Source organism: Kangiella aquimarina DSM 16071, assembly GCF_000374105.1.
GTDB classification, from domain to species: domain Bacteria; phylum Pseudomonadota; class Gammaproteobacteria; order Enterobacterales; family Kangiellaceae; genus Kangiella; species Kangiella aquimarina.
This window is the reverse complement of record NZ_KB893651.1, coordinates 167049-192229: the sequence shown is the minus strand read 5'-3', so window position 1 is coordinate 192229 and position 25181 is coordinate 167049. Positions and strand designations below refer to the sequence as shown.

The following is a 25181-nucleotide window of genomic DNA, read 5'->3' as shown; positions in this document are numbered from 1 at the left end:
CAGGCCTCGAGCCTGCTTTTTTATTGCCTGAGATTCCAAATATAGCTATAGCTTGCAATCTGCTCTTTATTTTATAGATTACTGACTCACACAATCACAGCTGCGGGATAACAGGAATATTTGAACCTCTGTAGGGGCGATTCATGAATCGCCCCTACGAAACACAGCCGCCCGACAGAAACAAAAGGAAAGCACCACCCTAGAGTTTTGTCATTCCAAACTAGATTTGGATTAAATCGCAGGGAGCGATTTAAAACAGCGAAGCTGGCCTTTGGTGAAATACAGGACGTATTTCATAATCTGCTCTTGTACCACAATCTCTAACTTCTAGTTGAGCATTCACAAGACTACAGACGCTGCTTAATTTCCTTGATTGCTTCCTGCAATACCGGATCAGAATCACTCTCAACCAACGGTGTTTCTATGACAATATCCGGCGTTACCCCGTCATTACTTTTATCGCCACTGGGTCTAATAATATGTGCTTTCGGAAAACCCACATTAATGCCAGTATGAGTCAGCTTAAAATTCTCCATGGCGCCGTAAGTGGTTGCCAGATCTGAGGTTTTCTCACCCATAATCGTCGCAAACCCATAATCCTGTACCTGCGCAGCCACAGTCACCGCATTCGAGTAGGAATGTCGATTAATCAATACAAACACTGGCTTGTCGAATGGTTTGTTGATCGGTTCAACCAAAGGAAGATCCAGTTTAAATATATCGCCCGGTTTGAGATCTTTATATGCTTGCTTAAACTGCTCAGAAACCGAGATTACTCCATCGGAGTTTTGTCTATTACTCAAGCGTTCTTCGTTGGCAGCAATAAACTCATCGCTCAACTTCACGTTAAACTCTGAAGTAAATTTAAACGGCTTATCAGCAAACTGCTTTACCATCAGATCGCTAAATGAATTATCGCCACCGGGATTGTTGCGTATATCAATCAGCAGAGCATCCACATCATTTTCTCTAAAGTGAGTAAATGCCTGCTCAATAAACCTGGCAAATTCGTTGTTGTCCCAGACATTGTCAGCATCCGCTGAAAAGTTGAAAAACGGTCCAGGTCTCAAGTAACCAATACCATCGATAATCTCATAACTTCGTTCCCAATCCAGCTGCAACAAACCTTGCTGCGCCTCGAGCCTGCTCAGTAATTCCTGATGAGTAACCGCCTTAATTTCCGCATCAAAAACGTTATCTTCTTGCTTTAAGGTCACCGCAAAGTCTTCTTGCGGCCCAAATTCGAACCAGAGAAAGAGTGGTAGCTCAAGCTCAAGAAAGCCATTAAAAATATAATCATTATCCGCAGACTTATAACGTCTTAAGCGTTTAAAAAGCGGCTCGACCTTAACGCCATTAATGGCCAGCAACTCCATACCAACGGCTACGTCAGGGTGATCGCTGTAATTCTCAGCAATATACACTTTGCCATCCATCACCTTGATATAAAGAGGGAATGACTTGCCGCCCTGCTTTCGGTATTCGCGATATTTGTCAGCAGGCAAATCTATTCTGGCGTGGGCAATATTGCCAAAGGCCACAAACTCCTGAAAGAGCAACCTGATTTCCGATTCAGTCATAGTACCCTTGACCTCTTTCCTGAGCTTTTTGAATAACTGGTCGTACTCTGCTTCGGTTCTATTGACGTATAAATTATAATGCGCCGACTCAAGACGCTGATATAACTCGGCGAAATCCTCACGAACTTCATCTGCGCTATAGGTCTTTTCAGAAAGTGTTTTTTCAGTCTGACTTTCTTCTGCCACTGCCAAATCGCTCACCCCGGCCGCAATCACCAAAGACAGTCCAAGAAAAAAAGACGTTATGATTTGTTTTGCTAACATGTAAACTTGCTCCTGATAAATGTAATGTGTCATAACAAGCTACTATCCTGAATACGAGTGGCTATAATATCCTGACATTTGCATCCTATTTCTCTGACTTTTTTATCTTTGATGGTTTGAGACTTTTAAAATCAATGAGTTAATAATTACTAAAATGGACAACCAAGATACTCTACAAATTCTGGAATGGCGCTGCAATCTCTCAACTGGCGAGATCAGCAACGGCCATGAAACACAAACCCTGGAGCCAAAATCCATCGAACTGCTATTTTTTATGGCTCAAAATCACTCCCGGGTATTATCAAAAGATCAGATCATTGAAGCCGTCTGGAACAATGCCATCGTCAGCGACGATGTTCTGGCCAAAACCATATCGAAACTTCGAAAAGCATTGAATGATAATCCTAAAGAACCCAGATTTATTGAAACGCTGCCCAAGCGCGGATACCGCTTCAAGGTTGTGCCGACGACTTCAGATTCAGCACAACCAACTCCAATAACCGAAAAGAAACCCCATCGTCGGAAGTTCTTTCTGCCGATTTGGCTATTCATTATGGTTGTCTCTTTGGTTACCGTGTTCACCCAGCGACGAAATAATGAACAAAAGACCGATCAGTCAGACCAGGAGCTTAATCAAGAAGAACAGCAAAAACTCAGCCCCGAACTACAAAACCTAAAAGAACAGGCTGATAATTATTACTTTCAATACACCCGCACAGATAACGAAAACGCGATTAAGCTTTACGAAAGAATTATTGCCGCTGAACCCGAATTTGGCCCGGCCCAGTCAGGACTGGCCACAGCCCTGGTGCAGAAAGTTCTGCGCTGGCCCAACGAACTGGGCACACCCGACATCAACCACTCCTCGCTAACCCAAGCGCATCAGGAACAACGACTGGCAAGTCCCGAAGCTCAGCTCTACCTGTCCAGAGCTGAAGCATTAGCGGAAAGAGCCGTTCGCCTCAGCCCCAATGACTACATGGTTCACCGCTCGCTTGGCTTGGTCTACGCCGCCCAGCAGCAATATGCCGAGGCGGAAAAGCATTACGATAAAGCCATCGAGCTTAACCACAATGCCTGGGGCGCCATGATCAATAAGGCAGAAATCGCCCAGCTGAATGGTGATGATGAACGCTACCTGCAATTAATGGAACAGGCCTACCAGGCCATGACAAACGTATATGATCAACAAGTTGCCAAAGTTCGCCCCTGGTATCCGAAAATAGGCGTCGCCATTGCTGACAAATACGTGCAGCTAAATGAGCCGCAGGAAGCCGAAATCTGGTATCGCACGGTTCTCAACTATTCACCGCTCGACAAAGATGCCAATGTTGGGCTCATGAACCTGATGCAGGCTAACGGACAACAGGAGTCCTATCAGGAAATCTGCCAACGCATTAGACTTTCCATTGACCCTGAGAGTAATTGCAACCAGTAAAAATATGTCACTCTGAACTATGGCCAGAGGAAATACCCTAGAGTAATTAAGACGACCGAAGGAAGTACCATTAGTTGATCTAATCTTCTTCTATAAATCACTGGATCCCGCGGTCAAGCCGCGGGATCCAGTGCCTTTTCATGGGCAAGCACACAGGCATTGCCGCTACCTCCCAATGACTCAACAAATCATTAGGACTGTCATTCCCGCGAAGGCGGGCGACCGAAGGAAGTCCCCCAGGGGGGAGGCCAAGCCCGTGGTGAATCCATTCTAATAAGTGCTCTTGCTCTTAAAGGCCACTGGATTCCGGATTAAATCCGGAATGACAGATCTTAATATGCCCCCCAATTGACCAATAAATCCACATTTTCCCTAGCTTCTGCAACCCTTGCTGTTGTATAATTTCGCACCATTTTTGGGCCAATCCGGTCAAATTGACCAAAAACCCAAGAATTCATGCCTGTCTTTGGTCGCGAAGCCAGGTTTATACTAACCCTCAACTTGTGGAGTAACACAATGAGCGAATTTACTTTTAACGCTGAATTGCGTAGCGATATGGGGAAAGGTGCGAGCCGCCGCCTACGTCGTGAAGCAGACATGATTCCTGCTATCGTTTACGGTGGTAAGGAAGAACCTAAATCTATTTCTTTAAATCACAACCAGATCATCAATATGCTTGATGAAGAAGCAGTTTATTCTTCAATCATCAATTTGGATATCGACGGTACTGTTGAAGAAGTAGTTATCAAAGACATTCAGCGTCACCCTTTCAAACCTAAAGTATTGCACATGGACCTTAAGCGTATCGTTCGTGGTGAAATCATGAATGCTACTGTTCCATTGCACTTCCTTAACGAGAAATCTGCTCCTGGCGTTAAAGCTGGCGGCGTTATGTCTCACCAGATCACCAGCGTTGAAGTTGCGTGTCGTCCACGTAACCTTCCTGAGTACATCGAAGTTGACTTGGGCGGCCTGGATCTAGGTGACACTATTCACTTGTCAGACCTTAAATTGCCAGAAGGTGTTGAATTAACAGCACTTCAAGGCGAAGAGCACGACTTGTCAGTAGCTAACGTTGTTCGTCCTAGCGGTCCTTCTGAAGACGAAACAGAAGAAGCTGATGAAGCAGCAGAAGCTGAAGTACCAGCTACTGAACAGAAAGGCGACGAAGAAGCAGGCGAAGACAAAGAGTAATCTTTGTAGCTTAGCTAAGTCGGCCATTTCTGGCTATGATAAGACCTCGAAATCCTGCAAAGGGCAACCATTTCGGGGTCTTTTCTTTAAAAGCACAAACATAATCTAATCTTGGGGATAACGCTGTGTCGAGCATCAAGCTGATTGTCGGTCTGGCCAATCCAGGCACACAATACGAAGGAACCCGCCACAATGCCGGAGCCTGGTATGTGGAAGAACTCGCGCGCGCCTATTCAATCCCCCTGAAAGTTGAAAGCAAGTTCCACGGTTTATTCGGCAAGGGATTCATCAATGGCCACGAGGTCATGCTGCTAATCCCAACTACCTTTATGAACCTCAGCGGCAAAGCCATACAGACGGTCGCCAACTTCTATAAAGTTGAACCGGAACAGATTTTAGTCGCCCACGATGAGCTGGATATCGATCCCGGCACATTAAAACTGAAAAAAGGCGGTGGCCACGGCGGCCACAATGGTTTGCGCGACACCATCAGCAGCCTTGGCAACAATAAAGAATTCATGCGCTTACGAGTCGGCATTGGTCATCCGGGCCATAAAAGCCAGGTCACAGGCTATGTACTCGGTAAGCCCAGTCCGGACGAGCGCAACGCCATCATCCTCGCGATTGATGAAGCGGTTCGCGAAACCGGCACCCTTTTGAATGGCGACTGGGATAAAGCCGTGCATCGACTGCACAGCATCACCCCACCCGCCAGTTAACAAGCAACACAACTCAAAGAGATTTAGTCATGGCATTAAATTGCGGTATTGTAGGACTTCCTAACGTTGGTAAATCAACTCTGTTCAACGCATTGACCGATGCGGGCATTGATGCAGCTAACTACCCATTCTGCACCATCGAACCGAATACAGGCGTGGTGCCAATTCCTGATCCGCGCCTTTATGCCCTGGCCAAAATCGTTAATCCGCAGCGCGTCCTGCCTGCGACTATGGAATTCGTCGATATCGCCGGTCTGGTTGCTGGCGCATCGAAAGGTGAAGGTCTGGGTAACAAGTTCCTGGCTAACATCCGCGAAACGCACGCCATCGCGCACGTGGTTCGCTGCTTTGCCAATGACGACGTCGTTCACGTTGCCGGTAAAGTCGACCCAATCGCCGATATCGAAACCATCAATACCGAGTTAGCGCTTGCTGACCTTGAAGCGGTTGAAAAACGTATTCTGAAAACAGCGAAAATCGCCAAAAGCGGCGACAAAGACGCCAAAGCTGAATTAGCCATTCTGGAAAAAGCCAAAGCTTGCCTCGATGAAGGCAACGCCCTACGCTCTCTAGATCTGGATAAAGATGAGCAAAAAATTATGCGTAAATTCCAGCTCATCACCAACAAACCAACCATGTATATCGCCAACGTCAGCGAAGATGGATTTGAAAACAACCCATTGCTCGACAAGGTACGCGAATTCGCCGCCAGCGAAAACTCAGAAGTAGTGCCAATCTGCGCCGCAATCGAATCTGAAATCGCTGCACTGGACGACGAAGACAAAGCAGACTTCTTAGCTGACTTAGGACAGGACGAGCCAGGCCTAAACCGCGTTATACGCGCTGGTTACAGCCTCCTTAACCTACAGACCTACTTTACGGCAGGCGTAAAAGAAGTTCGCGCATGGCAGGTAAAAATCGGTGCCACAGCCCCACAGGCCGCCGCCGTCATCCACACCGACTTCGAAAAAGGCTTCATCCGCGCCGAAGTCATCGCTTACGACGACTACATCGCAGGCAACGGCGAAGCAGGCGCAAAAGAAGCCGGTAAATGGCGCTTGGAAGGCAAGGAATACATCGTCCAGGACGGCGACGTCATGCACTTCCGATTCAACGTCTAAGACCGAATAAATTCAGGCAAGGATTTTCACGATACTTTTTATATACAGGGGCTTGACAACAAGCCCCCAAATCACGAAAATACGCGCCACTGAATTATGGCTATGTAGCTCAGCTGGTTAGAGCACAGCATTCATAATGCTGGGGTCGGTGGTTCAAGTCCACCCATAGCTACCATATAAAAGAAAGGCTTACAGAGAAATCTGTAAGCCTTTTTTGTTGGCTGGGATTTTGTAAATCAACCACAAGTCCAAGATGTAGGTTTAATTTACTCTGACACCATTAATTTCATTCTTGGTGAAGTTAATCGAACTTTCTTGATATATCCCCAACTAAATCTGATAGTTGACCATTCCCAACCTTAACAGCATGTCGATAAATTGCTTTTTTGAACACCTTGGTATCCACTCCTGCATAATTTGAAAAATGCCCAGACGCTTTACCAAAAACCTGTTTGCCATCACAACGGTCTAGTAGAACTTGCTCATTACCATCTTCATATAATTCAAACACAGATGATATAGCCAATTTCAGATCTTCGGCTAGGCACTGAATGCTATTATCATCTAGTACCTTAATATTAATTTGATTCAATATTCTCTCTTTACTATTCCAGTTGAATGATTTATTACCCCACAGTCTATTGGAAAAAAAACTTTCGATTTTATGGTTCAAAACTAAAGACATTTCTTTTTTATATACCTGCGGCAATGAACTTTCTGCAAAATCTACAAACTTAGCCTTAATTTCGTCGCCACTAATTTTTTTATGTTCTTCTCCAGATAGCTCTAGATACTTATTTACAACTGCCTCAAAGATACTCTCATCTAGAAGGTAATTTTCAAACTCATGTTTTGATAACGTTATAAACGAATTATCATAAAAATCTGCATCTAAACTTCTAATTTTTTCGAAGTACTCATTCGGTTTATTGTCTGAATCGACAAGAAAAACAAACTTCATTTCTCTGATATGCTCTCTCAGAGTTACTAATTTCTTAAAAGTCTCAATTACTTCCCTGCTCCCTCCTAATGGCTTAATCTTTATATTTTTGCCTTTTAATATATACTCTAAAGACTCATGGTCACCAGAACCTTCAACTAATAGAACTTTACTATGCACAGAGCTAAGCCCCAGCTCTCGGAGTTCATTTTCTGCATCATCATAATTTATCTCTTTAACACCTTCAGAAACAATAAAGTTTTTCCCCATCGTGAAAATTTTATAGATAAGGGTTTTAGAATGTGTTGATAATACCACTTGATTCAGCCTGTGACCTCTATACTCCTTTTCCAACCATTCTTCTTTGAGATTTAGAGAGTTTCCTGATTTGGTTTCCTTTGCTGTCCAACCTAAAAGACCTCCATTCTGACATAACGCATATAGCAAACTTACAAACTCAAGAAGTAGGTTTTCATGAAAGTGGTTTTCAGGCTCATCTATAAACAACGCACAAACTGACTTTGATATGCATAAAAATGATAACGTGCTTAGTAATGCTTTCTCCCCAGAACTAAACTCTCGAACGTCATATAAAGGCTTCCTCTTATCAGAGTTTGCTTTCCCTAGAAGAACAAACTCTCCAGATTTATGTTTTCCGCTGAAATTTTTTAACTCTACATTAGGGATCAATGATGTAAACATATTCGAAGCAACGCGAAAATATAGCAGCCTGTCAGGTTTGCTTGGTATTAGTCTGCCATGTACATGGTCTTTAACTAATTGACGATAGATTCCAGAAAATAAGTACTCAGGCCTAAGGACAGCTTCCAATGCAAGGTCAATCTTATTATTATCTGCGATATTGAGCTCATTAAACTGAAGCGTTTCCTCTGAAAAACCTTTGCTTGCATCTATATAGAGGATTAAATTTTCAGGAGATCTTAAATTCCAGTATTTCTTTATAAATTCATCATTGTCACAGGCAAGCACTATCTGTTTTTTTTCAATCGATAAGGTTAGCGTAACCTCCTCTTCATCTTCTATCATGCTTAACTTAATATACGAGAAATCAGTATTAAGAAAACGTCTAGCTTCAATATCAAACTGTTCCTTGTATTTCTGACCAAGTAGATTTGAAAAATAAGCTTTTTGAATTAAATATGCTGACTTTAAGATTGTCGATTTACCAGCACCATTCCTACCAGATATACTAAAAATTGAAGTGTTTTTGTCAAAGTCACACTCAATAATTCCGTCAAATGATTTCACATGGTTTAGTTGAATTTGTTTTATTTTCACTTTACTTACTCTTGATGTATCTTATTATGAAAGGTATTAGAGAATTCATGATGGCGGTAAACATTTATAGCAAAGAGTACTCACATCACATATATCATATTAATTGCCTTTACCTTTTACTTCATCAACCTTTGCAATAAATCTCTTCATTGCATGATAGCTCCAGCCCGATTCTTCACCGTCAACAATCCTATTCTCAAAATACTCACCATTTGCAGATGAAATCCTCGCGTAAGCTTTTTTTGCGGTGCTCAAATCTCTAATTACTGATAAGTCGGTGATAAATTTATTTTTAGAACTAGAACCATATTGACTAGTATTTATATCTGTTAAATGGCTTGCCTTTAAAACTGTCTCCTCTCCATCAATCATAAAAGAGATTCCGCTAACTGATGAAATGCCCTGTACTTGAACTATTATGAAAGCCTTATCTGGCTGCTCTTCTCTCCACTGTGCGCCTAAGCTTGCACATTGAGTATTAAATAATGGATTACAGTCATTTGCATGTAGATGGATATCAACAACAGATTTGCCACTATAGTCACTTTTTGAAACTTTAGCGTCGTAGCCAGTGGTTGAAGCACATGATATTAGAAACGTAGAGAACAGCAGAATGTATATTAACTTATTCATTTCCTTCCCCCTTATTAGTCTTAATTTAACTTCCTATTTAACTAAAATTGATTCTTGTGATGTGTGTTTTCCCAAGATCAATTCTTTTAATCATTCCTATCTCCCTTTTTTATAATTCGCAACAATGTATACCATGTCACATTTTTTTACAACTGTACATTTAATGCACAAATGCATTGTAGGTGTTGTTGGAGTGTTGTGCTTTGGGCATCACTTGTTGCTAAAAGGGCAACAATAAAGAGTGAAGAGGAAGAGAACATTGCTAAGAGCAGATCCTGACTTTCGTCAGGATGACATGGCGTTTGGGATTTGCACTATCAGTAAGTGTTGTCATTCCAAACTTGATTTGGAATCTGCTTTTAGTCTAAACCCTTCTTCTATTGGCTCTACTTGACTCCAGCCTTTTATTTTCACAACGTCAAAGTCTGTTCTGAGTTGCGGCTGCATTAGGTCTGTAAAAGCTTCGGTGTTGTTAAAGTCTGGATCGAGCCACATTGCTAAATCCTTTTCGGGGATCATCATTGGCATGGCTTTGTTGTGGATATCGGCGAGTTTGGGGTGTGGCGGTATCGTGATCATTGAGGCTGAATAAACGGGGTTGTCCTGGTCGCCCCAGTTCTTGAAGAGTCCACCGAAATAGATGGGGCTGTCGTCCGTAGGTTTTAGCAGGTGGTAGACTTTATTCATGCCTTCGACAAAGGCGCTGGCGGGTATGATACAGCGACTTTCGCGAAAGGCTTTGGTGAATGATTTTTTAAAACCCTGCCCCTCATACCAACGGCTGTTAAAAGAGGTGTATTTACTCGGTTTCCATTGGCCATCTTTTTGTTCGAGCAGGAATTGCCACAGCGCTTTGGTGACCTGATTATCGTTACCATCGTTATGGATGATCTGTATCGGGTGGTAGCAACGAAAGGTTCCCAGTTCCAGGGGGACCTGTAGGTCTAGTGTTTTTTCAATCTTCTTCGCGGGCTTTTTATAAAGCTCGACCAATCCGCACATGATTCGTTCTCGCTGGTGTTTTTTTCATCATAGCGAAAACTGGTTTAAAACTCATTATGAGTGGAGCGAAGTGTTTATCCGAATACATTAACGTACGGACAAGTCATGACTTGTCCGTACTGAATTAGATTTAAAAATATAAGGGAATGGATTCCCGCCTTCGCGGGAATGACAGCTTAGTTTAAACAATTTTGGTTATAAAGAACTAAATCTTTCTTGCTCTAAATTTCTTACCTTTCATTTTACCGTTGTTGAGCAATTGCACCGCGGTTTCGAGTACGTCGGTTTTTACAGCAACATAGGCCCAACTGTTGGCGACCTGGATTTTGCCGACATCGCTGCCTTCGATTCGATAATCCGCGGTTAGCGCACCGAGGATGTCGCCGGGGCGCAGCTTTTGCTTTTTGCCTCCATCAATCTGGATGGTGGACATAGGCGGTCTGAAGGTCGGTTCTTTGAGTAGTTTTGTATCGGGCAGTGGTTGTGGCGTTATTTCCTGTTCCAGATACTCAGCCAGGCGCGCGAGCTTGTGGCTTTCTTTATTGATCACGATTGAGCAGGCGTGGCCTTTATTCCCGGCACGGCCTGTTCTGCCGACTCGGTGGACATGCACTTCAGGATCGCTTGCGATGTGGTAGTTGATAACCAGATCAAGCGAATCGATATCTAGACCACGAGCGGCAACATCGGTGGCGACCATGATAGAAACGCTGTTATTGGCAAAACGGACTAGTGCCTGGTCGCGTTCTTTCTGTTCCAGATCGCCATGCAATGCAAGCACGCTGAAGCCATGTCGCTTGAGTTCCTGGGTAAGGTCTTTAACGTGACGTTTGGTGTTACAGAAAATTACGGTTGAGTCAGGACGATGTTTTAACAGCAATAAACGGACAGCGACATCGCGTTCGCCTTCATCGCTGATTTTATAGAAGTCCTGTTCAATGCTGGAGTTATCATGTTTCGAAAGCGCTTTTACTAACACCGGTTGTGTCATGACGCGCTCAGCAATGGATTGAATCTGTTTTGGATAGGTCGCGCTGAATAGTAGCGTTTGGCGCTTTGGTGGCAATGACTCGATGATGGTATCCAGCGCAGGCTGAAAGCCCATGTCTAACATGCGATCCGCTTCATCCAGCACAAAGGTTGTCATGCTTGATAAGTCGATGGTTTCTTTTTCAAGATGATCCACTATCCTGCCCGGCGTGCCGACCACAATGTGCGCGCCATGTTTTAATGAGTCAGCCTGTGGGCGCAAGGGTGTACCACCGCAGGCGGTTATGACTTTCACGTTAGCAATCGGTCGTGCCAGTCGACGAATTTCTTCAGCAACCTGTTCCGCCAGTTCACGCGTTGGGCAGAGCACCAGCGATTGCACTGAGAAATTTTTAGTGTCTAGTTTTTCCAGAATACCTAAACCAAAAACCGCGGTTTTACCTGAGCCAGTTTTAGCCTGCGCAATGACGTCCTTACCTTCAAGAACCAGAGGCAAAGCATCCGCCTGAATCGGCGTCATCTGTTCAAAGTTCAGATCAGCAAGGTTGGCAATTAATTCAGGCTGTAAAGCGAGAGTCGAAAAAGCAGCGTGGCTCATGGTTGTTTCCTGGTTTTCTTGAATCGTTGAGGTTACGGCAAAGCGGTAACGGATAGAGCTGTGTGAATCTGTCGGAACTGAATTGGGATGAAGCAGTTTGGGAGAGAAGCAAGGCTCTTAAGCTGTGCGAATTATATACAGTTGCAGGTGGATGATAAAGGGATATCTTGGGGGATTAGGTTTTAGTTTTGTTATATATTGGTAGGGACAGTACCAATGTGCCTGCCCCTACCTATGGTATATCACCTACTGCGTTAACGACTTCATATCAATCACAAAACGATACTTCACGTCTGATTTAATGACACGCTCATAGGCATCGTTGATGTTTTGAATGTCGATCATTTCAATATCAGAAACGATGTTGTGCTCGGCACAGAAGTCGAGCATTTCCTGAGTTTCTTTAATACCACCAATTAATGAACCAGCGATACGTTTACGCTTCATGATCAGGCCACCACCATGAATATCCGGCAGTGGTGCAATGGCGCCAACAATAACCATAGTCTTATCGCGTTTTAGCAAGTTCACGTAAGGATTGACGTCATGCGGTACTGGTACGGTATTCAACAGAAAATCAAAACTGTTGGCATGTTGCTTCATGGCTTCCTCATCTTTTGAGATCAGGACTTCATCCGCACCAAGGCGCTTAGCGTCTTTGCCCTTATCTGGCGAGGTCGTAATCATGACCACTTCGGCGCCCATCGCTTTGGCCAGTTTAACGCCCATATGGCCAAGGCCACCTAATCCGATAACGCCGACTTTATCGCCTTTCTTTACGTTCCATTGGCGAAGCGGTGAGTATGTTGTGATACCGGCACACAACAATGGTGCGACCGCTTTAGTGTCCAACTTTTCAGAAACGCTTAATACGAAGTCTTTATCGACGACGATTTTGTCAGAATAACCACCCTGAGTGATACCACCGGAAATGGGGTCTTCGCTGTTATAGGTTGCGACCAGGCCTTCTTCACAATATTGCTCCAAGCCTTCTTCGCAGGAGTGACAATGACGGCAGGAATCAACCATACATCCGACGCCCACTAACTGTCCTTCCTTGAACTCAGAAACGCCTTTACCGACTTCTAGAACGCGACCAATAATTTCGTGGCCAGGTACGATTGGGTATTGTGTTCCGTGCCAATCATTACGTGCGGTGTGGATGTCGCTGTGGCAAACACCACAGTATTCAATATCGATGAGGACATCGTTTTCGCCAACGTCACGGCGATCAATGTCATAGGGAGCGAGATCTTCGGTTGCTGAGGGAGCGGCATACGCTGCTACTTTCATGTCTTTCTCCTTTGAATAATGAGTTAACCGCTAGAGGATAACACTTTGCAATGAAAGGTGTGTGAAATTAGTTGGAAGAATGGGACGTTAGAGGAATACAAACTAGAGAATTAGGACAAGTCGTGACTTGCCCATGAAAAACGATGAATTTCTACTATCCCATGAAATCTTCAAAGAACCAGGCAGCGAAGGCATGGCGTCCAGGCAGGTTGGCTTTTTGATATATTTGCGAGGCTTGTTGGCGAACGGATTTTTCTTTAATGCCTCGTACTTCGGCAATTTCGTTAAAGCTTAATCCTTTAAGCAACAGATAGGCGGTATCGATTTCACTTGCGGTCAGGTTCCATTCGTCAAACTGTTTGCGGATAACTTCGCTGTATTCTTTACGCGCTTCCTGCATTTGCGATTTTTGTTCCTGCAAAAGCTGCTTACTTTCCTGCAATTCTTTTTCGAGGCCGGTCATTGCACTGCGCTGGCTGACAACCTGCATGATGAGATAGATAATGACCAATGCAGTCACTAGAATCATGAATGCTTCTACATACAAATGATCGATTTGAGCATGCAATGTCACATCAGTGTAGAGGTCAGAAATGTCAAACGCGATGATGACCGTCAAGAATGCAATTAAGAACCAGATCTTGCTACTTTTCAATGGGATACCTAAATCTGTTAATTTTGAATAAGACGCACTATAGACAAATGTACCCTATTTAAGTTCCTATCTCCAATGCTCGTTTCAATACCCTAGTCTTTTGTCCATTGTTGGAATTTACGCAAGCCCCATGATTGACCTATATCAATTTGGGTAATGCAGTATGACTCCATTTGTTAAAAGAAATCTTGGCTTTTTAGGGCAATTCTTCCTGATTGCACTAACCATCCTTACAACCTCCAGATTGGCTATTGTTTTATGGCAATGGGCACGTATTGAGAGTGTCAGTGATTTTCAAGCCATCTTCATGGGTGGCTTTCGAGTCGATATCGCAACTTTGTCACAACTGATGTTCCTGCCTTTAGTGGCACTTGCGTTACACGCACTGACCCCATTCAAAGGCAACTGGCTGGCTCGTGCTATAAAAATATACTGTTGGCTGGTGTTGATAGTGTTGGTTTTGATGGAGATAGCGACGCCGACCTTTATCAGCGAATACGATACTCGCCCTAATCGCTTGTTTTTCGAATACCTGAGCAGTCCCAATGAAGTGTTTGGGATGCTATTGAATGGCTACTTGTTGGAAATGGCCATGGGTACACTGCTGTTAGTCGTTACTGGCTGGCTCACTCGTCATTGGCTGAAACGCCATAGCGGTGATGTTGCTGTTTTCAGCCCAGCCAGCTCTTTATTAATGCTGCCCTTGCTGGCATTGCTGTTACTGGGTGCACGCTCAGGCATTCAGCATCGCCCTATTAACCCGGCAATGGTGGCTTTTTCTAATGACCGTATGCTCAATACTTTGCCGCTCAACTCAACTTACAGCGTAATGTACGCTCTTTATCAAATGGGCAATGAAGAATCAGCGGCCAATCTTTACGGTGAAATTCCAGAAGAAGCCATGCTACAGGTTATTCAACATGACGTGTCGGAGCTTGGACAACCTGTTTCTCAAGATATGCCGAGTTTGCATACCATGAAGCCCAGCCAGCCTTTTCAGAAGCGCAACCTGATCATTGTGGTTGAAGAAAGTTTGGGGGCACAGTTTGTTGGTTCTCTTGGTGGTAAGCCGCTGACGCAAAATATCGATTCATGGCGCGATAAAAGCTGGTTTTTTGAGAATCTCTACGCCACTGGAACACGCTCTGCAAGAGGTCTGGAAGCTATTACCACTGGCTACCTTCCTTCTCCTGCACGGCCCGTTCTAAAACTACCAAAAGCCCAAAGTAACTTTTTCAATCTGGCCGGTTTGCTGTCCGAGTATGGTTACGAAACCAGCTTCATCTATGGCGGGGAAAGTCATTTCGATAACATGAAAGGATTTTTCCTCAATAATGGTTTCGACCTGGCTATTGATCAAAACAATTACAAGAACCCATCGTTTGTTGGCAACTGGGGAGTCAGTGATGAGGATTTATTTGAGCAAGCACTAAGTTACTTACAGCAAATACCTGAGCAACCCAAGTTCAGCTTAATCTTTACTTCAACCAATCATACACCTTTCGAATTTCCGGATAATAAGATTGAGCTTTATGAGCAACCGAAACAGACAGTAAACAATGCCGTTAAGTATGCAGATTTCGCGTTGGGAAAGTTCCTCGATCAGCTTGAGTCGAAAGGTATTATGGATAACTCTGTGGTCTTAGTTGTTGCGGATCATGATGCAAGAGTGTGGGGTGACTCGCTGGTTCCGATAGAGCACTTTCATATTCCCGGCTTTATCATTAGCCCGGATATTGAACCCAAAACTGATAAAACGCTCGTGAGTCAGATTGATCTGGCTCCGACACTTTTATCATTGATGGGAATCGACCATCAGGTTCCAACATTAGGTCGAGACTTAACGCAGCTTTCAGCAAATTATACAGGCCGCGCTATCATGCAATATGGTGAAAATCAGGCCTACTGGGATGGCAAAGAGGTTGTTATTTTACGACCCAATCAGGAACCCGTTACTTACCTTTATTCAGCCGGGAAATTTAGTGACAAGCCAACACATGACGAACAGCAGGAATTGATTGCGCTGGCTTATGCGCAATTTGCCAGCTGGGCTTACGATAAACAGAAATACCGATTGAATTGATCAGGGAGTCATGGGAGTGAAAAAGGCAGGGGTTAAGCTTTAGTCCCTGCCTTCACTTTGTTGTGAGCATTACCTTTGCGACATCCCCATTTCGCTTTTGATTTTCTCGATAAAGGATTCCACATCGCTACGCATCAATAAATTTTTAGCCAGTACGACTTTGCTACCGTCTTTTAGCATTGCGGTTATGTGAAACACCTGTTTGTTGCCCACACTCATATTACTTTGACTAGTGATGCTCTGGATATCATCACGATGAATGATTCTGGGCGATGACATGCTTAGATGCCCCGAAGAATGAATCATCTGACCGGCACTTACTGTTAGCTCACTTCGATACGTCAGCTGTCTTAAGCCTATCATCAAAAACAGCAATCCAAAGCCCCCAAACGCAATAAAGAATATGATGGGAGCATCACCGAATAGACTGATTCCGACTCCAATAGAACCAAAAATCAGACCAAACACAATTAATGAAATGGCAAAACTCAGATGCCTGAAGGCTGAAAAATAATAGCGATTACCCTGCGAAGTTACCGACTCCTCAATACCTAGCTTTTTCCAGCCATCTGGGCTTGCCTGACCACCTGAAGCAGCATCATAGGAACTGTCACTGAAACCTGAAGCAAAAAGATCAGTTTCAGATTTTTCCAGCGCAACTCGGTGAGCAACCACAAAACCAGGCAAGGTAAAATCAAGTTTCAGGTCAATGCCGGGTTGTTTACGCTCGATTTGTAACACCCACTCAACCTTGTTGTTTGGATTGGAATCATCGGACTGTGGTAAACCTTCCGGCACCTTAAATTCAAACGCGTAACTTGAAGTATTATGGCCTCTGATCGAAGACACTACTCGACGATCATCCTGCCAGATAATTTTAGTTTTTGTAGTTCTGCTTTTGCCACTACCGGTTGTTATTTTTCTTTGGCAGGTAAGAGTGATATTTGCTTCCAGAGGTTTGCCAAATGACTGATGATTGGCTTCATCATTGGGAACCTCTATGCTGCCACGGTTAATGCCGCCAATGGCAATGGGCGTCTGTTGCAATATCAGCTCGCTCTGTCCGTATTTCCTATGTCGTATAAAAGCAATATAGGCTGCTATGAAGATTCCGATGCCCACCAATGGGAACAGCAATACAATGAGAATCTGGTGCTCAAAGGTTTTGAAATATTCAATCATTGCCATCACTGAGGCTGGTATGGCGATCAGATTCCAAAAAATCGCAAAACCGAGTAACACCTTAAATCCCGTACCAGTCGTTGCCTTGAATCGATTGGTCTGCCACTCCTCTTTCCAATTCCATGGCTCATCGGGGTAAAGTTGCTGTAATTCGTTTTGCTTAACCGCTTTCTTTTTAGCAAAGCGCCCTGCCAGCATAATCCCCAGGCCAACCCCACCGAACACAAACAAGAAGATTGAGTGAAAACCTAGCATGCCCCAGCGAATCTCTTTATCAATAACTGCTTCAATTGGATTATCGGGATTAACGAAGGCAGTGACGGTTCTATTATTATCTTTCGCAAGCTTTAAGCGGTAATAAAAATCCTGCTGATAGCTGCCAATATTATCTGTGCCGGTGTAAAAATTAAGCTGACTGGAGGTATAGGTTTTACCTGCGTACTGATACTGGAAAGCTCCATTGACACCATAGGTGGTACTGTCGTCTCCACGAGAAATGACCTGCTCAACTCTGGTGATAGTGGCTTCAACGGGCTGCCAACTACGAGCCTGGTAAGCATCATAAATCGATACCAGGCCCCATAAAAAGATACCCACTCCCACAACAAAAAAGATACCTCCAAAGACAGTTAAGCAACCTGCTCCCGCCTTGTTACCTCGTTTCTTATTATTAATTGATAATTCCATTATTTTTTAACCCCAGAACTGCTTAATGTTTTTTAATCATGAATTCAATGAGTTATCGAAGAATACCACAGATTTGAACTTTGTCTCACATTACACAGGGCCAGTTCACTTTGGTAGTACCTCTTTGTCTGCAAAAAACGGTACAATACGGCCATATTTTTGTCCGGAGATTAGTTTTTATGGTTATTAAGCCTAAAGTTCGTGGTTTCGTATGTACCACAGCACACCCACATGGCTGCGTTGCCCATGTTAATGAACAGATTGAATACGTTAAAAATAATATGCCTGCTGATGCAGAAGCTGGCCCTAAGAATGTTTTAGTTATTGGCTCATCAACAGGCTATGGACTGGCGTCGCGTATCGTTTCTGCTTTTGGTTATGGTGCCAAAACATTGGGTTTGTTCTTTGAAAAAGAGCCAACTGAGTCTAAGCCAGGAACCGCTGGCTGGTATAACAATCGTGGTTTTGAAATGGCGGCTGATAAAGCAGGCCTTTGGAACAAAAGCATCAATGGCGATGCCTTCTCGAATCAGGCCAAAGAAGACGCCATTAAAATCATTAAAGAAGAAATGGGTAAAATTGATACCGTTATTTACTCATTAGCATCACCTCGTCGTCAGGATCCAGAAACAGGCGAAGTCTACAAATCAGTATTAAAACCTATCGGCGAAGCAGTGACCGAAAAAACCTTGAATACTGATAAAGGCATTGTCCACGATGTCAGCATCGAGCCTGCTACCGACGATGATATTCAAAATACTATCAAAGTTATGGGCGGCGAAGACTGGGAGCTTTGGATGAAAGCTCTGGATGAAGCTGGTGTTCTGGCTGATGGCGTAAAAACTGTTGCCTATACCTATATCGGTAAAAAATTGACCTGGCCTATCTATGGTCATGCAACGATTGGTAAAGCTAAAGAAGATTTGGACCGCGCTTCACATGCTATCCACGACATGTTGCAAAACAAATACAACGGCACCGCCAACGTGGCAGTTCTTAAAGCCGTTGTGACTCAGGCAAGTTCTGCGATTCCGGTAATGCCTTTATACATTTCATTGCTGTATAAAGTCATGAAAGAAAACGATGTGCATGAAGATCCGATTCATCAGATTAAAGGCTTAATCATGGATCAGATGTATGGCGATGATGCTATTTATGATGATACTCGCCGTTACCGTCTGGATCTGAAAGAACTTGATGATGCCATTCAGAACAAAGTTGAAGAGCTGTGGCAGATTGCGACAACTGAAAACATCAATGAGATTTCAGACTATAAAGGTTATCAGCACGAATTCTTCAAGCTGTTTGGTTTTGAAGTGGATGGTGTTGATTATGATGCAGACGTTGACCCTCGCATCTAATGCCTGAATTAATCAGCTGTTCAAAAAACCGGCATTATTGCCGGTTTTTTTATAGTCATTTCTAGCTCATCAAAAACCGCTATATAGCCCGCCAGTCCTAACGCTCAAGAAAATTATAGGCACCCATTTATAAATTTTCTCCTCAAATTAGACAATTAATTTGAACTCTCAGTCTTAAACCTGTCGGACTGCTTAAGGTCTTAATATGCATTAATTGTGATTAACTTTATGAGGAGATTTATGACTCTTAAAATAAAACTATTGATTCTTCCATTGGCGACATTATTTGCTGTAGCGACAGTAAATGCCAACCAAACTCCAGCAGCACAACAGCCTGCTCAAGTTTCGGTTCAGCAAAAAGCAATGCAGCTCCAGGCTAAACTGGCTAATGTTCAAAAACAAGTTATCAAAGAGAAACCTGAACTGAAGAAAGAGCAGGAGAACCTTCAGGCAAGTTTTAATGAAGTTGTAACCCAGGCGGGTTTCCCAAAGGAGAAGGAAGAAAAGCTGGTTGCGATTCAACAGAAGTTACAACAAGCAGATCCTGCATCAGAAGAAGCCAAAGCCATGCAAGCAGAAATGCAAAAGTACCAAAAGGACTTTATGAAGGCACGCGCCGCTGTAATGAATAATAAGGAACTACAAAAAAAGCAAGAGGACTATCAGACAAGCCTCCTGACGGCGATGGTTGAAAAAGAACCCAAGGTAAAAGTCTGGATTCAGGAATTAAACAGCCTACGAGCCAGCGCTCAATAAAACCTCTGGGGTTTTTTGTTAACACAAAAAAAGAGCCCACCTTTCGGTGGGCTAATGGCTTGCGCATTGATAAGCTGCTTTCTATTCAGCTTCTAGCAGAAAGCTAGGCCCAATAGAATTTAGCTGGGGATAAAACACAATTGCTGTGTTCATCTATGTAATAAGCATAAACCGTGCCAAAGTTTTTATCTATTTGATTTAGTTCAGAAATGTTAACTAGTCGATCAGTTTTTCAATGCAGACTTGCAATCTTTGTAAAAGATTTTGACAGCTTTTCTAGTTCAAATGATTTTCTACAGTCAAAAACAAAACTGCCTGCTATACAGCAGGCATTTTTAATACAATGACAAAGCTTAGTTATGTATTTTGAAGTATGTATCGATATCTTCAATTACTTCATTCAACACACGATTATCCGCCCCGAAACCTGACCATGCACTTGCATCAGCATAGAACTCTGGGTTACCGATTGAGCGATTAACGTTTGCGTCGATCATGGAAACTTCCATCAATACAGCAGAACCGCCAGCCATAGCTCCTGCAAATATACGAGCAGCCGTATTCACATATTTAATTTCTTTGATGTGTGGCTTAATGATTAATGTTCTTTCATCAGAAACAGCAATCTCAGATTCATCACTTACGATCTGTAAGTTTTTACCTTTAAAGGTGATTTGCATTAGCTTCTGCAAGTAATCGTTCATTTTTACGCGCGCATCCTGGTTTGAATCATGCTCTGCAAACTCAGGAGAAATCGTAATTGGCGTTAAAATAATTCGCTCATAAGTTTGGATGGACGTAGTTGGAGGTAATGCAGGACCTTGAGGTTTTGTAAGCCTGGTCGCACAAGCGCTAAGCGCCAAAACAGATAATAGTAGTATTGCTATTCTTATTGTCTTCATATGTTCCCTCGGTTTGTTAATATGTAAATAAAACAGTCAAAAACCGAAAGATTCTCGCAAAATTACCTGATCTTGACAATAACTACTTAATCCAGCCTAGCATCTGATACAACATCGCAATTCGAGTGTCCAGATCATTTTCTTCTAAGACGGCCTGTTTCTGACGTTCACTGATTGGCATATATTCGGTTAGTCGTTCAAGCACAAAACTGAGTTCGGTCCAGCGCTCGGGAATATCAAGAATATCTACCTGAGGGTGTTTTGATAAATCACTAAGAAGATTAACCAGCTCCGACTGATCATCGGTCATGGGGCGTTGCAATACATTATCTAACCAAGACACGTTTGCTGTAATCAGTTTGTCCGGCATGATGGTCTGGCTATTAATACGAAAGCGTTGTTTGCCAACACAGGTAATCAGTAGCAAGCCATTATCTCTTTGATCAAAGTCGACAATTTCAACGTAGGTTCCATATTCAAATGGCGTCGCTGGAATACCGGCTTCATTACCTTTCTTTATCAGGGTAACGCCGAACCCTTGTTGCTGAGAAAGCTGCCTGGCGATCATGTCCAGATAGCGTTGCTCGAATATCTGTAATCTGAGAACGCTATCCGGAAAGACGACCCGCTGTAGCGGGAAGATGGGAATAACACGACTGGCTTCTTGATCAGGCACGAAGTCCTATACCTCGATTGAGCAAATAAATGGCAAGGCTGGTTAGTGCGGCAATGAAAACCAAAATCAGTGCGAATGCGACTTCAATGGCAATGTCTGAAGCTCCCAGGAAGCCGTAACGGAAAGCATTTACCATGTAAATAATTGGGTTGGCTTTTGATACGCCCTGCCAGAACTCTGGCAATAAACTAATTGAATAAAAGACGCCCCCCAGGTAAGTCAGCGGTGTCAGAATAAAGGTCGGCACAATTGCTACATCATCAAATTTACGTGCGAAAACGGCATTGATGAAGCCGCCAATAGCAAATAAGACTGAAGTCAAAAAGACCACACTGATAACCACAAAATAATTGTAGATTTTTAAGTCGACGAAGAATGAAGCAATAATGGTCACAATAAAACCAGTCAACAATCCTCGTAACACTCCACCACCAACATAACCAAACAGAATCACCCAATTCGAGACCGGAGAAACCATCATTTCTTCAATCGATCGCTGATACTTTGCACTAAAAAATGATGAGACCACATTACCATATGAGTTGGTAATCACCGACATCATGATTAAACCTGGCACGATGTATTCCATGTAGCCAAAGCCATCCATTTCGCCAACGCGCGATCCAATTAGATTACCGAAGATGACAAAATATAAAGTCATAGTGATTGCTGGCGGCAACAAGGTCTGACTCCAGATACGCGTCCAGCGAATAATTTCTTTGGTGACAATGGTTTTAAAGGCAACTAGATTCATGATGCTTGCCCTCCAGCTTTATTTTCAGTCAGTCTGACAAATAATTCCTCCAGACGGTTTGCCTTGTTACGCATACTGAGTACCGTAATATCATGCTGGCTTAAAGCAGAGAAAACACCATTAACGCCAAGTCCTTTGTGAACGTCTACTTCTAAGGTAGTTTCATCACGACGACGTACTTCATAGCCATCGATTGGCGGTAACTGCTCAGGAAGGCCGGTGGTATCCAGCACAAAGGTTTCCATATCCAATTTGGCAAGCAACGATTTCATGTTGGTATTTTCAACTATCTCGCCATGATTAATAATTGCAATATTGCGGCACAGGCTTTCTGCCTCTTCAAGGTAGTGGGTCGTTAATACAATCGTCGTACCTTTCTCATTCAAATCCTGCATGAAGTCCCACATAGAGCGACGAATCTCAATATCCACGCCTGCTGTAGGCTCATCCAGAATTAATAACTTTGGATCATGAATCAAACCGCGAGCAATCATCAGACGACGCTTCATACCACCCGATAATTCACGGGCTGGAGTATCGCGTTTATCCCACAGACCAAGCTGCTCCAATAAAGGCTGCGCACGCTTTCTGGCTTCTTTGCGACCGATGCCGTAATAACCGGCCTGTTGCCAGATAATCTGTTCAACGCCCTCAAAGATATTGAAATTAAACTCCTGCGGCACCAGACCAAGCATTTTCTTAGCGTTAGTCAGATCACTATCAATATCATGGCCAAATACCTTCACCTTGCCGCCAGTCTTATTGACCAGCGAACTGATGATACCAATGGTGGTTGATTTACCAGCGCCGTTCGGCCCCAGCAGCGCGAAAAAATCACCCTGCTCAACTTCAAGGTCTATCCCCTTCAAAGCCTGGACGCCATTTTTATAGGTCTTGCTTAAATTCGAAATAGATAATGCTTTTGTCATTTAATTACCATGCGTTTGATTGTTTTGATGTGCCTTGCAGTCCCTAGCCCACGGCTCACCCTACAAATTGAGAGTATTGGACAGGCATATCGGCCTGCCTCTACCAAGAACAAATCCCTGGAACTAATCTTTTGAATAACCCCATCTATGACCTAAGTTATGGTCAATATCCAAATGATCAAGGATACGCGCCACCACAAAGTCTACTAAGTCATCAATGGTCTTTGGCTCATTATAAAAGCCAGGGGATGCTGGCATGATGGTTACACCCATCTCCGACAGCTTGGTCATATTCTGTAGATGAATAGTGTTATAGGGCATTTCGCGCGGCACCAGTAATAATTGGCCGCGTTCTTTAAGTACCACATCGGCAGCCCGTTCTATTAAATTATCGGAAGCGCCATGAGCAATGGCACTTAAGGTACCGGTGCTACAGGGGCAAACGATCATCTGTTTCGGGGCGCTGGATCCACTGGCGACCGGTGACATCCAGTTATCACTGGAAAATGCCTTTATTTTACCCTCAGCAATGCCCAGGTGTTCGGTCAGCTCTTTTTCAATGACACTTGGCGCTTTGCTGACCTGTACCAGAACCTCAGTAGCAAACACTACTCGGGCTGCACTAGAAAGCATTAAATAGACAGTGTCGTAATGGTGTGTAAGCTGTTCCAGCAGACGCAGGGCATAAGGAGCACCGGAAGCCCCGGTCACCGCCAACGTTATTGCCTTACCTGCTTGTTGTTTTGAGGATTCGCTCATTAAGCCGCCAGTTGTTGCAATAGTTTCTGATGAATGGCGCCAAAACCGCCATTGCTCATCACGAGAATGTTATCGCCCGATTGTACCATTTCCTTGAGTGAATTCAGTATCGAATCCACGTCTGGCAATATCTGTAGATTATCGAAGTCATTGACCTGCTCTATCGGAAATTGCCAGTCAAACTCTGCGGGCTTGTGAATGATCACCTGATCGGCACCTTTCAGTGAGGCAAGCAAGGTATCTTTATGAATGCCCGAACGCATCGTGGCAGAGCGCAGATCAACGATGGCTATGACCCGCTGCTGGCCAACTTTGGCGCGGAAACCGTCCAATGTGGTTTTAACAGCGGTAGGATGATGGGCAAAATCATCATAGACTTTAACGCCACCTGCTTCGCCTTTCAGTTCCATGCGCCGTTTAACGTTTCGAAACTCCGCCAGTGCATCACAACAGTGACCGGCAGGAACGCCTGCGTGGCGAGCTGCTGCAATTGCCGCCAATGCATTATTCACATTGTGCAAGCCGATTAATGGCCAATTAACCTCGCCCTGTTTTTGACCGGCGAAATAGACTTCAAAGTGACCACCGTCGTCCTGTAATAATGTGTATTGCCAGCCCTGTTCATCGCCTATTAGCTCTTTACCCGACCATAAGCCGCGATCGACTACGTCCTGCAAATTGGCATCATCTTTCGGATAAATCACCAGACCATTACCGGGGACAATTCGTAGCAAATGATGGAACTGAGTTTTAATCGCCTCAAGATTGGGGAAAATATCCGCGTGATCGTATTCAAGATTATTCATGATCAAGGTACGCGGCCGATAGTGAACAAATTTGGAACGTTTATCGAAGAAGGCTGTGTCATATTCGTCGGCTTCAACAACGAAGAATGGTGACTCTGTAACGCGTGCGGACAGACCAAAATTTTCAGGCACCCCACCAATCAGGAAACCGGGATTAAGATTGGCATACTCAAGAATCCAGGCCAGCATACTGGCTGTCGTCGTCTTACCATGCGTACCTGATGCAGCCAGAACCCATTTGTCGTGGATGATATTCTCGGCCAGCCATTGTGGGCCCGAGCGATAGGTCAAACCCTGCTCCAGGACATATTCGACCGATGGATTGCCACGCGACATGGCATTGCCCACCACCACACAGTCGGTATGTTCAGGAATATGTTTCGGGTCAAAACCCTGAATCAACTCAATCCCCTGCTCTTCCAGTTGTGTACTCATGGGGGGATAAACATTCTGATCACTGCCACTGACTGAAATCCCACGTTGCTTCGCCAGCAGAGCAATACCGCCCATGAAAGTGCCACAAATGCCAAGAATATGAATATGCATGTTATCGATGTTGT

The 25181-nt window shown here is 43.9% G+C and carries 21 protein-coding genes and 1 tRNA gene; 8 read left to right on the top strand and 14 right to left on the bottom strand.

Annotated features, from left to right (window positions below):
- Window positions 1-347 precede the first annotated feature (347 nt).
- Entirely contained in the window at window positions 348-1844 is a 1497-nt protein-coding gene (locus B158_RS0110295; RefSeq protein WP_169334657.1) for a S41 family peptidase, read from the bottom strand.
- A 154-nt stretch (window positions 1845-1998) separates the two neighbouring features.
- Here B158_RS0110295 and B158_RS0110290 point away from each other — a divergent pair, with 154 nt between their 5' ends.
- The 5 genes from B158_RS0110290 to B158_RS0110270 all read left to right on the top strand — a co-directional run bounded on the left by B158_RS0110290 (window position 1999) and on the right by B158_RS0110270 (window position 6491).
- Entirely contained in the window at window positions 1999-3282 is a 1284-nt protein-coding gene (locus B158_RS0110290) for a winged helix-turn-helix domain-containing protein (RefSeq protein ID WP_018625291.1), read from the top strand.
- A gap of 516 nt (window positions 3283-3798) precedes the next feature.
- Complete coding sequence (locus B158_RS0110285; protein ID WP_018625290.1) at window positions 3799-4476, top strand: 50S ribosomal protein L25/general stress protein Ctc; 678 nt, start codon at window positions 3799-3801, stop codon at window positions 4474-4476.
- A 125-nt stretch (window positions 4477-4601) separates the two neighbouring features.
- Window positions 4602-5195, top strand: a complete 594-nt coding sequence (gene pth, locus B158_RS0110280) for an aminoacyl-tRNA hydrolase (RefSeq protein WP_018625289.1) — start codon at window positions 4602-4604, stop codon at window positions 5193-5195.
- Between the two features lie 29 nt (window positions 5196-5224).
- Window positions 5225-6316, top strand: a complete 1092-nt coding sequence (gene ychF / locus B158_RS0110275; protein WP_018625288.1) for a redox-regulated ATPase YchF — start codon at window positions 5225-5227, stop codon at window positions 6314-6316.
- Between the two features lie 98 nt (window positions 6317-6414).
- Window positions 6415-6491: transfer RNA gene (locus B158_RS0110270), tRNA-Met, on the top strand.
- A 126-nt stretch (window positions 6492-6617) separates the two neighbouring features.
- Here B158_RS0110270 and B158_RS13075 read toward each other — a convergent pair.
- The 6 genes from B158_RS13075 to B158_RS0110240 form a co-directional block, all read right to left on the bottom strand.
- Window positions 6618-8555 carry an AAA family ATPase gene (locus tag B158_RS13075; protein ID WP_018625287.1) on the bottom strand — a complete coding sequence of 646 codons (1938 nt, stop codon included), beginning with the start codon at window positions 8553-8555 and terminating at the stop codon, window positions 6618-6620.
- A gap of 99 nt (window positions 8556-8654) precedes the next feature.
- Window positions 8655-9188, bottom strand: coding sequence for a hypothetical protein (locus B158_RS0110260; RefSeq protein WP_018625286.1), 534 nt, complete (start codon window positions 9186-9188; stop codon window positions 8655-8657).
- A 330-nt stretch (window positions 9189-9518) separates the two neighbouring features.
- Entirely contained in the window at window positions 9519-10190 is a 672-nt protein-coding gene (locus B158_RS13070; protein WP_018625285.1) for an SOS response-associated peptidase family protein, read from the bottom strand.
- A gap of 205 nt (window positions 10191-10395) precedes the next feature.
- Window positions 10396-11778, bottom strand: a complete 1383-nt coding sequence (gene dbpA / locus B158_RS0110250) for an ATP-dependent RNA helicase DbpA (RefSeq protein ID WP_018625284.1) — start codon at window positions 11776-11778, stop codon at window positions 10396-10398.
- A gap of 246 nt (window positions 11779-12024) precedes the next feature.
- The gene (locus tag B158_RS0110245) at window positions 12025-13071 is read right to left on the bottom strand and encodes an NAD(P)-dependent alcohol dehydrogenase (RefSeq protein ID WP_018625283.1); all 1047 of its coding nucleotides are present in this window, start codon (window positions 13069-13071) and stop codon (window positions 12025-12027) included.
- Window positions 13072-13225: 154 nt separating this feature from the next.
- Window positions 13226-13726, bottom strand: a complete 501-nt coding sequence (locus B158_RS0110240) for a helix-turn-helix transcriptional regulator (protein ID WP_018625282.1) — start codon at window positions 13724-13726, stop codon at window positions 13226-13228.
- Between the two features lie 163 nt (window positions 13727-13889).
- On the opposite strand from B158_RS0110240, the gene B158_RS0110235 reads away from it, so the two are divergent.
- On the top strand, window positions 13890-15809 hold the full coding sequence (locus B158_RS0110235; protein WP_018625281.1) for an LTA synthase family protein: 1920 nt from the start codon (window positions 13890-13892) through the stop codon (window positions 15807-15809).
- A 69-nt stretch (window positions 15810-15878) separates the two neighbouring features.
- Here the strand turns inward: B158_RS0110235 and B158_RS0110230 are convergent, their stop codons facing one another.
- Window positions 15879-17678: a DUF3592 domain-containing protein gene (locus tag B158_RS0110230; RefSeq protein ID WP_018625280.1), complete on the bottom strand. Its 1800-nt coding sequence runs from the start codon at window positions 17676-17678 to the stop codon at window positions 15879-15881.
- Between the two features lie 179 nt (window positions 17679-17857).
- Here B158_RS0110230 and fabV point away from each other — a divergent pair, with 179 nt between their 5' ends.
- Both fabV and B158_RS0110220 read left to right on the top strand, forming a co-directional pair.
- The gene (gene fabV, locus B158_RS0110225) at window positions 17858-19039 is read left to right on the top strand and encodes an enoyl-ACP reductase FabV (protein ID WP_018625279.1); all 1182 of its coding nucleotides are present in this window, start codon (window positions 17858-17860) and stop codon (window positions 19037-19039) included.
- A gap of 240 nt (window positions 19040-19279) precedes the next feature.
- Complete coding sequence (locus B158_RS0110220; RefSeq protein ID WP_018625278.1) at window positions 19280-19795, top strand: hypothetical protein; 516 nt, start codon at window positions 19280-19282, stop codon at window positions 19793-19795.
- A gap of 353 nt (window positions 19796-20148) precedes the next feature.
- Here the strand turns inward: B158_RS0110220 and B158_RS0110215 are convergent, their stop codons facing one another.
- The 6 genes from B158_RS0110215 to mpl form a co-directional block, all read right to left on the bottom strand.
- Window positions 20149-20697, bottom strand: a complete 549-nt coding sequence (locus tag B158_RS0110215; RefSeq protein ID WP_018625276.1) for a hypothetical protein — start codon at window positions 20695-20697, stop codon at window positions 20149-20151.
- Window positions 20698-20779: 82 nt separating this feature from the next.
- Window positions 20780-21373, bottom strand: a complete 594-nt coding sequence (locus B158_RS0110210) for an LON peptidase substrate-binding domain-containing protein (protein ID WP_018625274.1) — start codon at window positions 21371-21373, stop codon at window positions 20780-20782.
- Window positions 21366-22127: an ABC transporter permease gene (locus B158_RS0110205; protein WP_018625272.1), complete on the bottom strand. Its 762-nt coding sequence runs from the start codon at window positions 22125-22127 to the stop codon at window positions 21366-21368. Before B158_RS0110205 ends, B158_RS0110210 begins: the two co-directional genes overlap by 8 nt.
- Window positions 22124-23056 (bottom strand): ABC transporter ATP-binding protein, encoded by a 933-nt coding sequence (locus tag B158_RS0110200; RefSeq protein ID WP_018625271.1) that lies wholly within the window; start codon window positions 23054-23056, stop codon window positions 22124-22126. The genes B158_RS0110205 and B158_RS0110200 overlap by 4 nt, the downstream gene beginning before the upstream one ends.
- Window positions 23057-23179: 123 nt before the next feature.
- The gene (locus B158_RS0110195) at window positions 23180-23815 is read right to left on the bottom strand and encodes a flavin prenyltransferase UbiX (RefSeq protein WP_018625270.1); all 636 of its coding nucleotides are present in this window, start codon (window positions 23813-23815) and stop codon (window positions 23180-23182) included.
- Entirely contained in the window at window positions 23815-25167 is a 1353-nt protein-coding gene (mpl, locus tag B158_RS0110190; RefSeq protein WP_018625269.1) for a UDP-N-acetylmuramate:L-alanyl-gamma-D-glutamyl-meso-diaminopimelate ligase, read from the bottom strand. The genes B158_RS0110195 and mpl overlap by 1 nt, the downstream gene beginning before the upstream one ends.
- Window positions 25168-25181 lie beyond the last annotated feature (14 nt).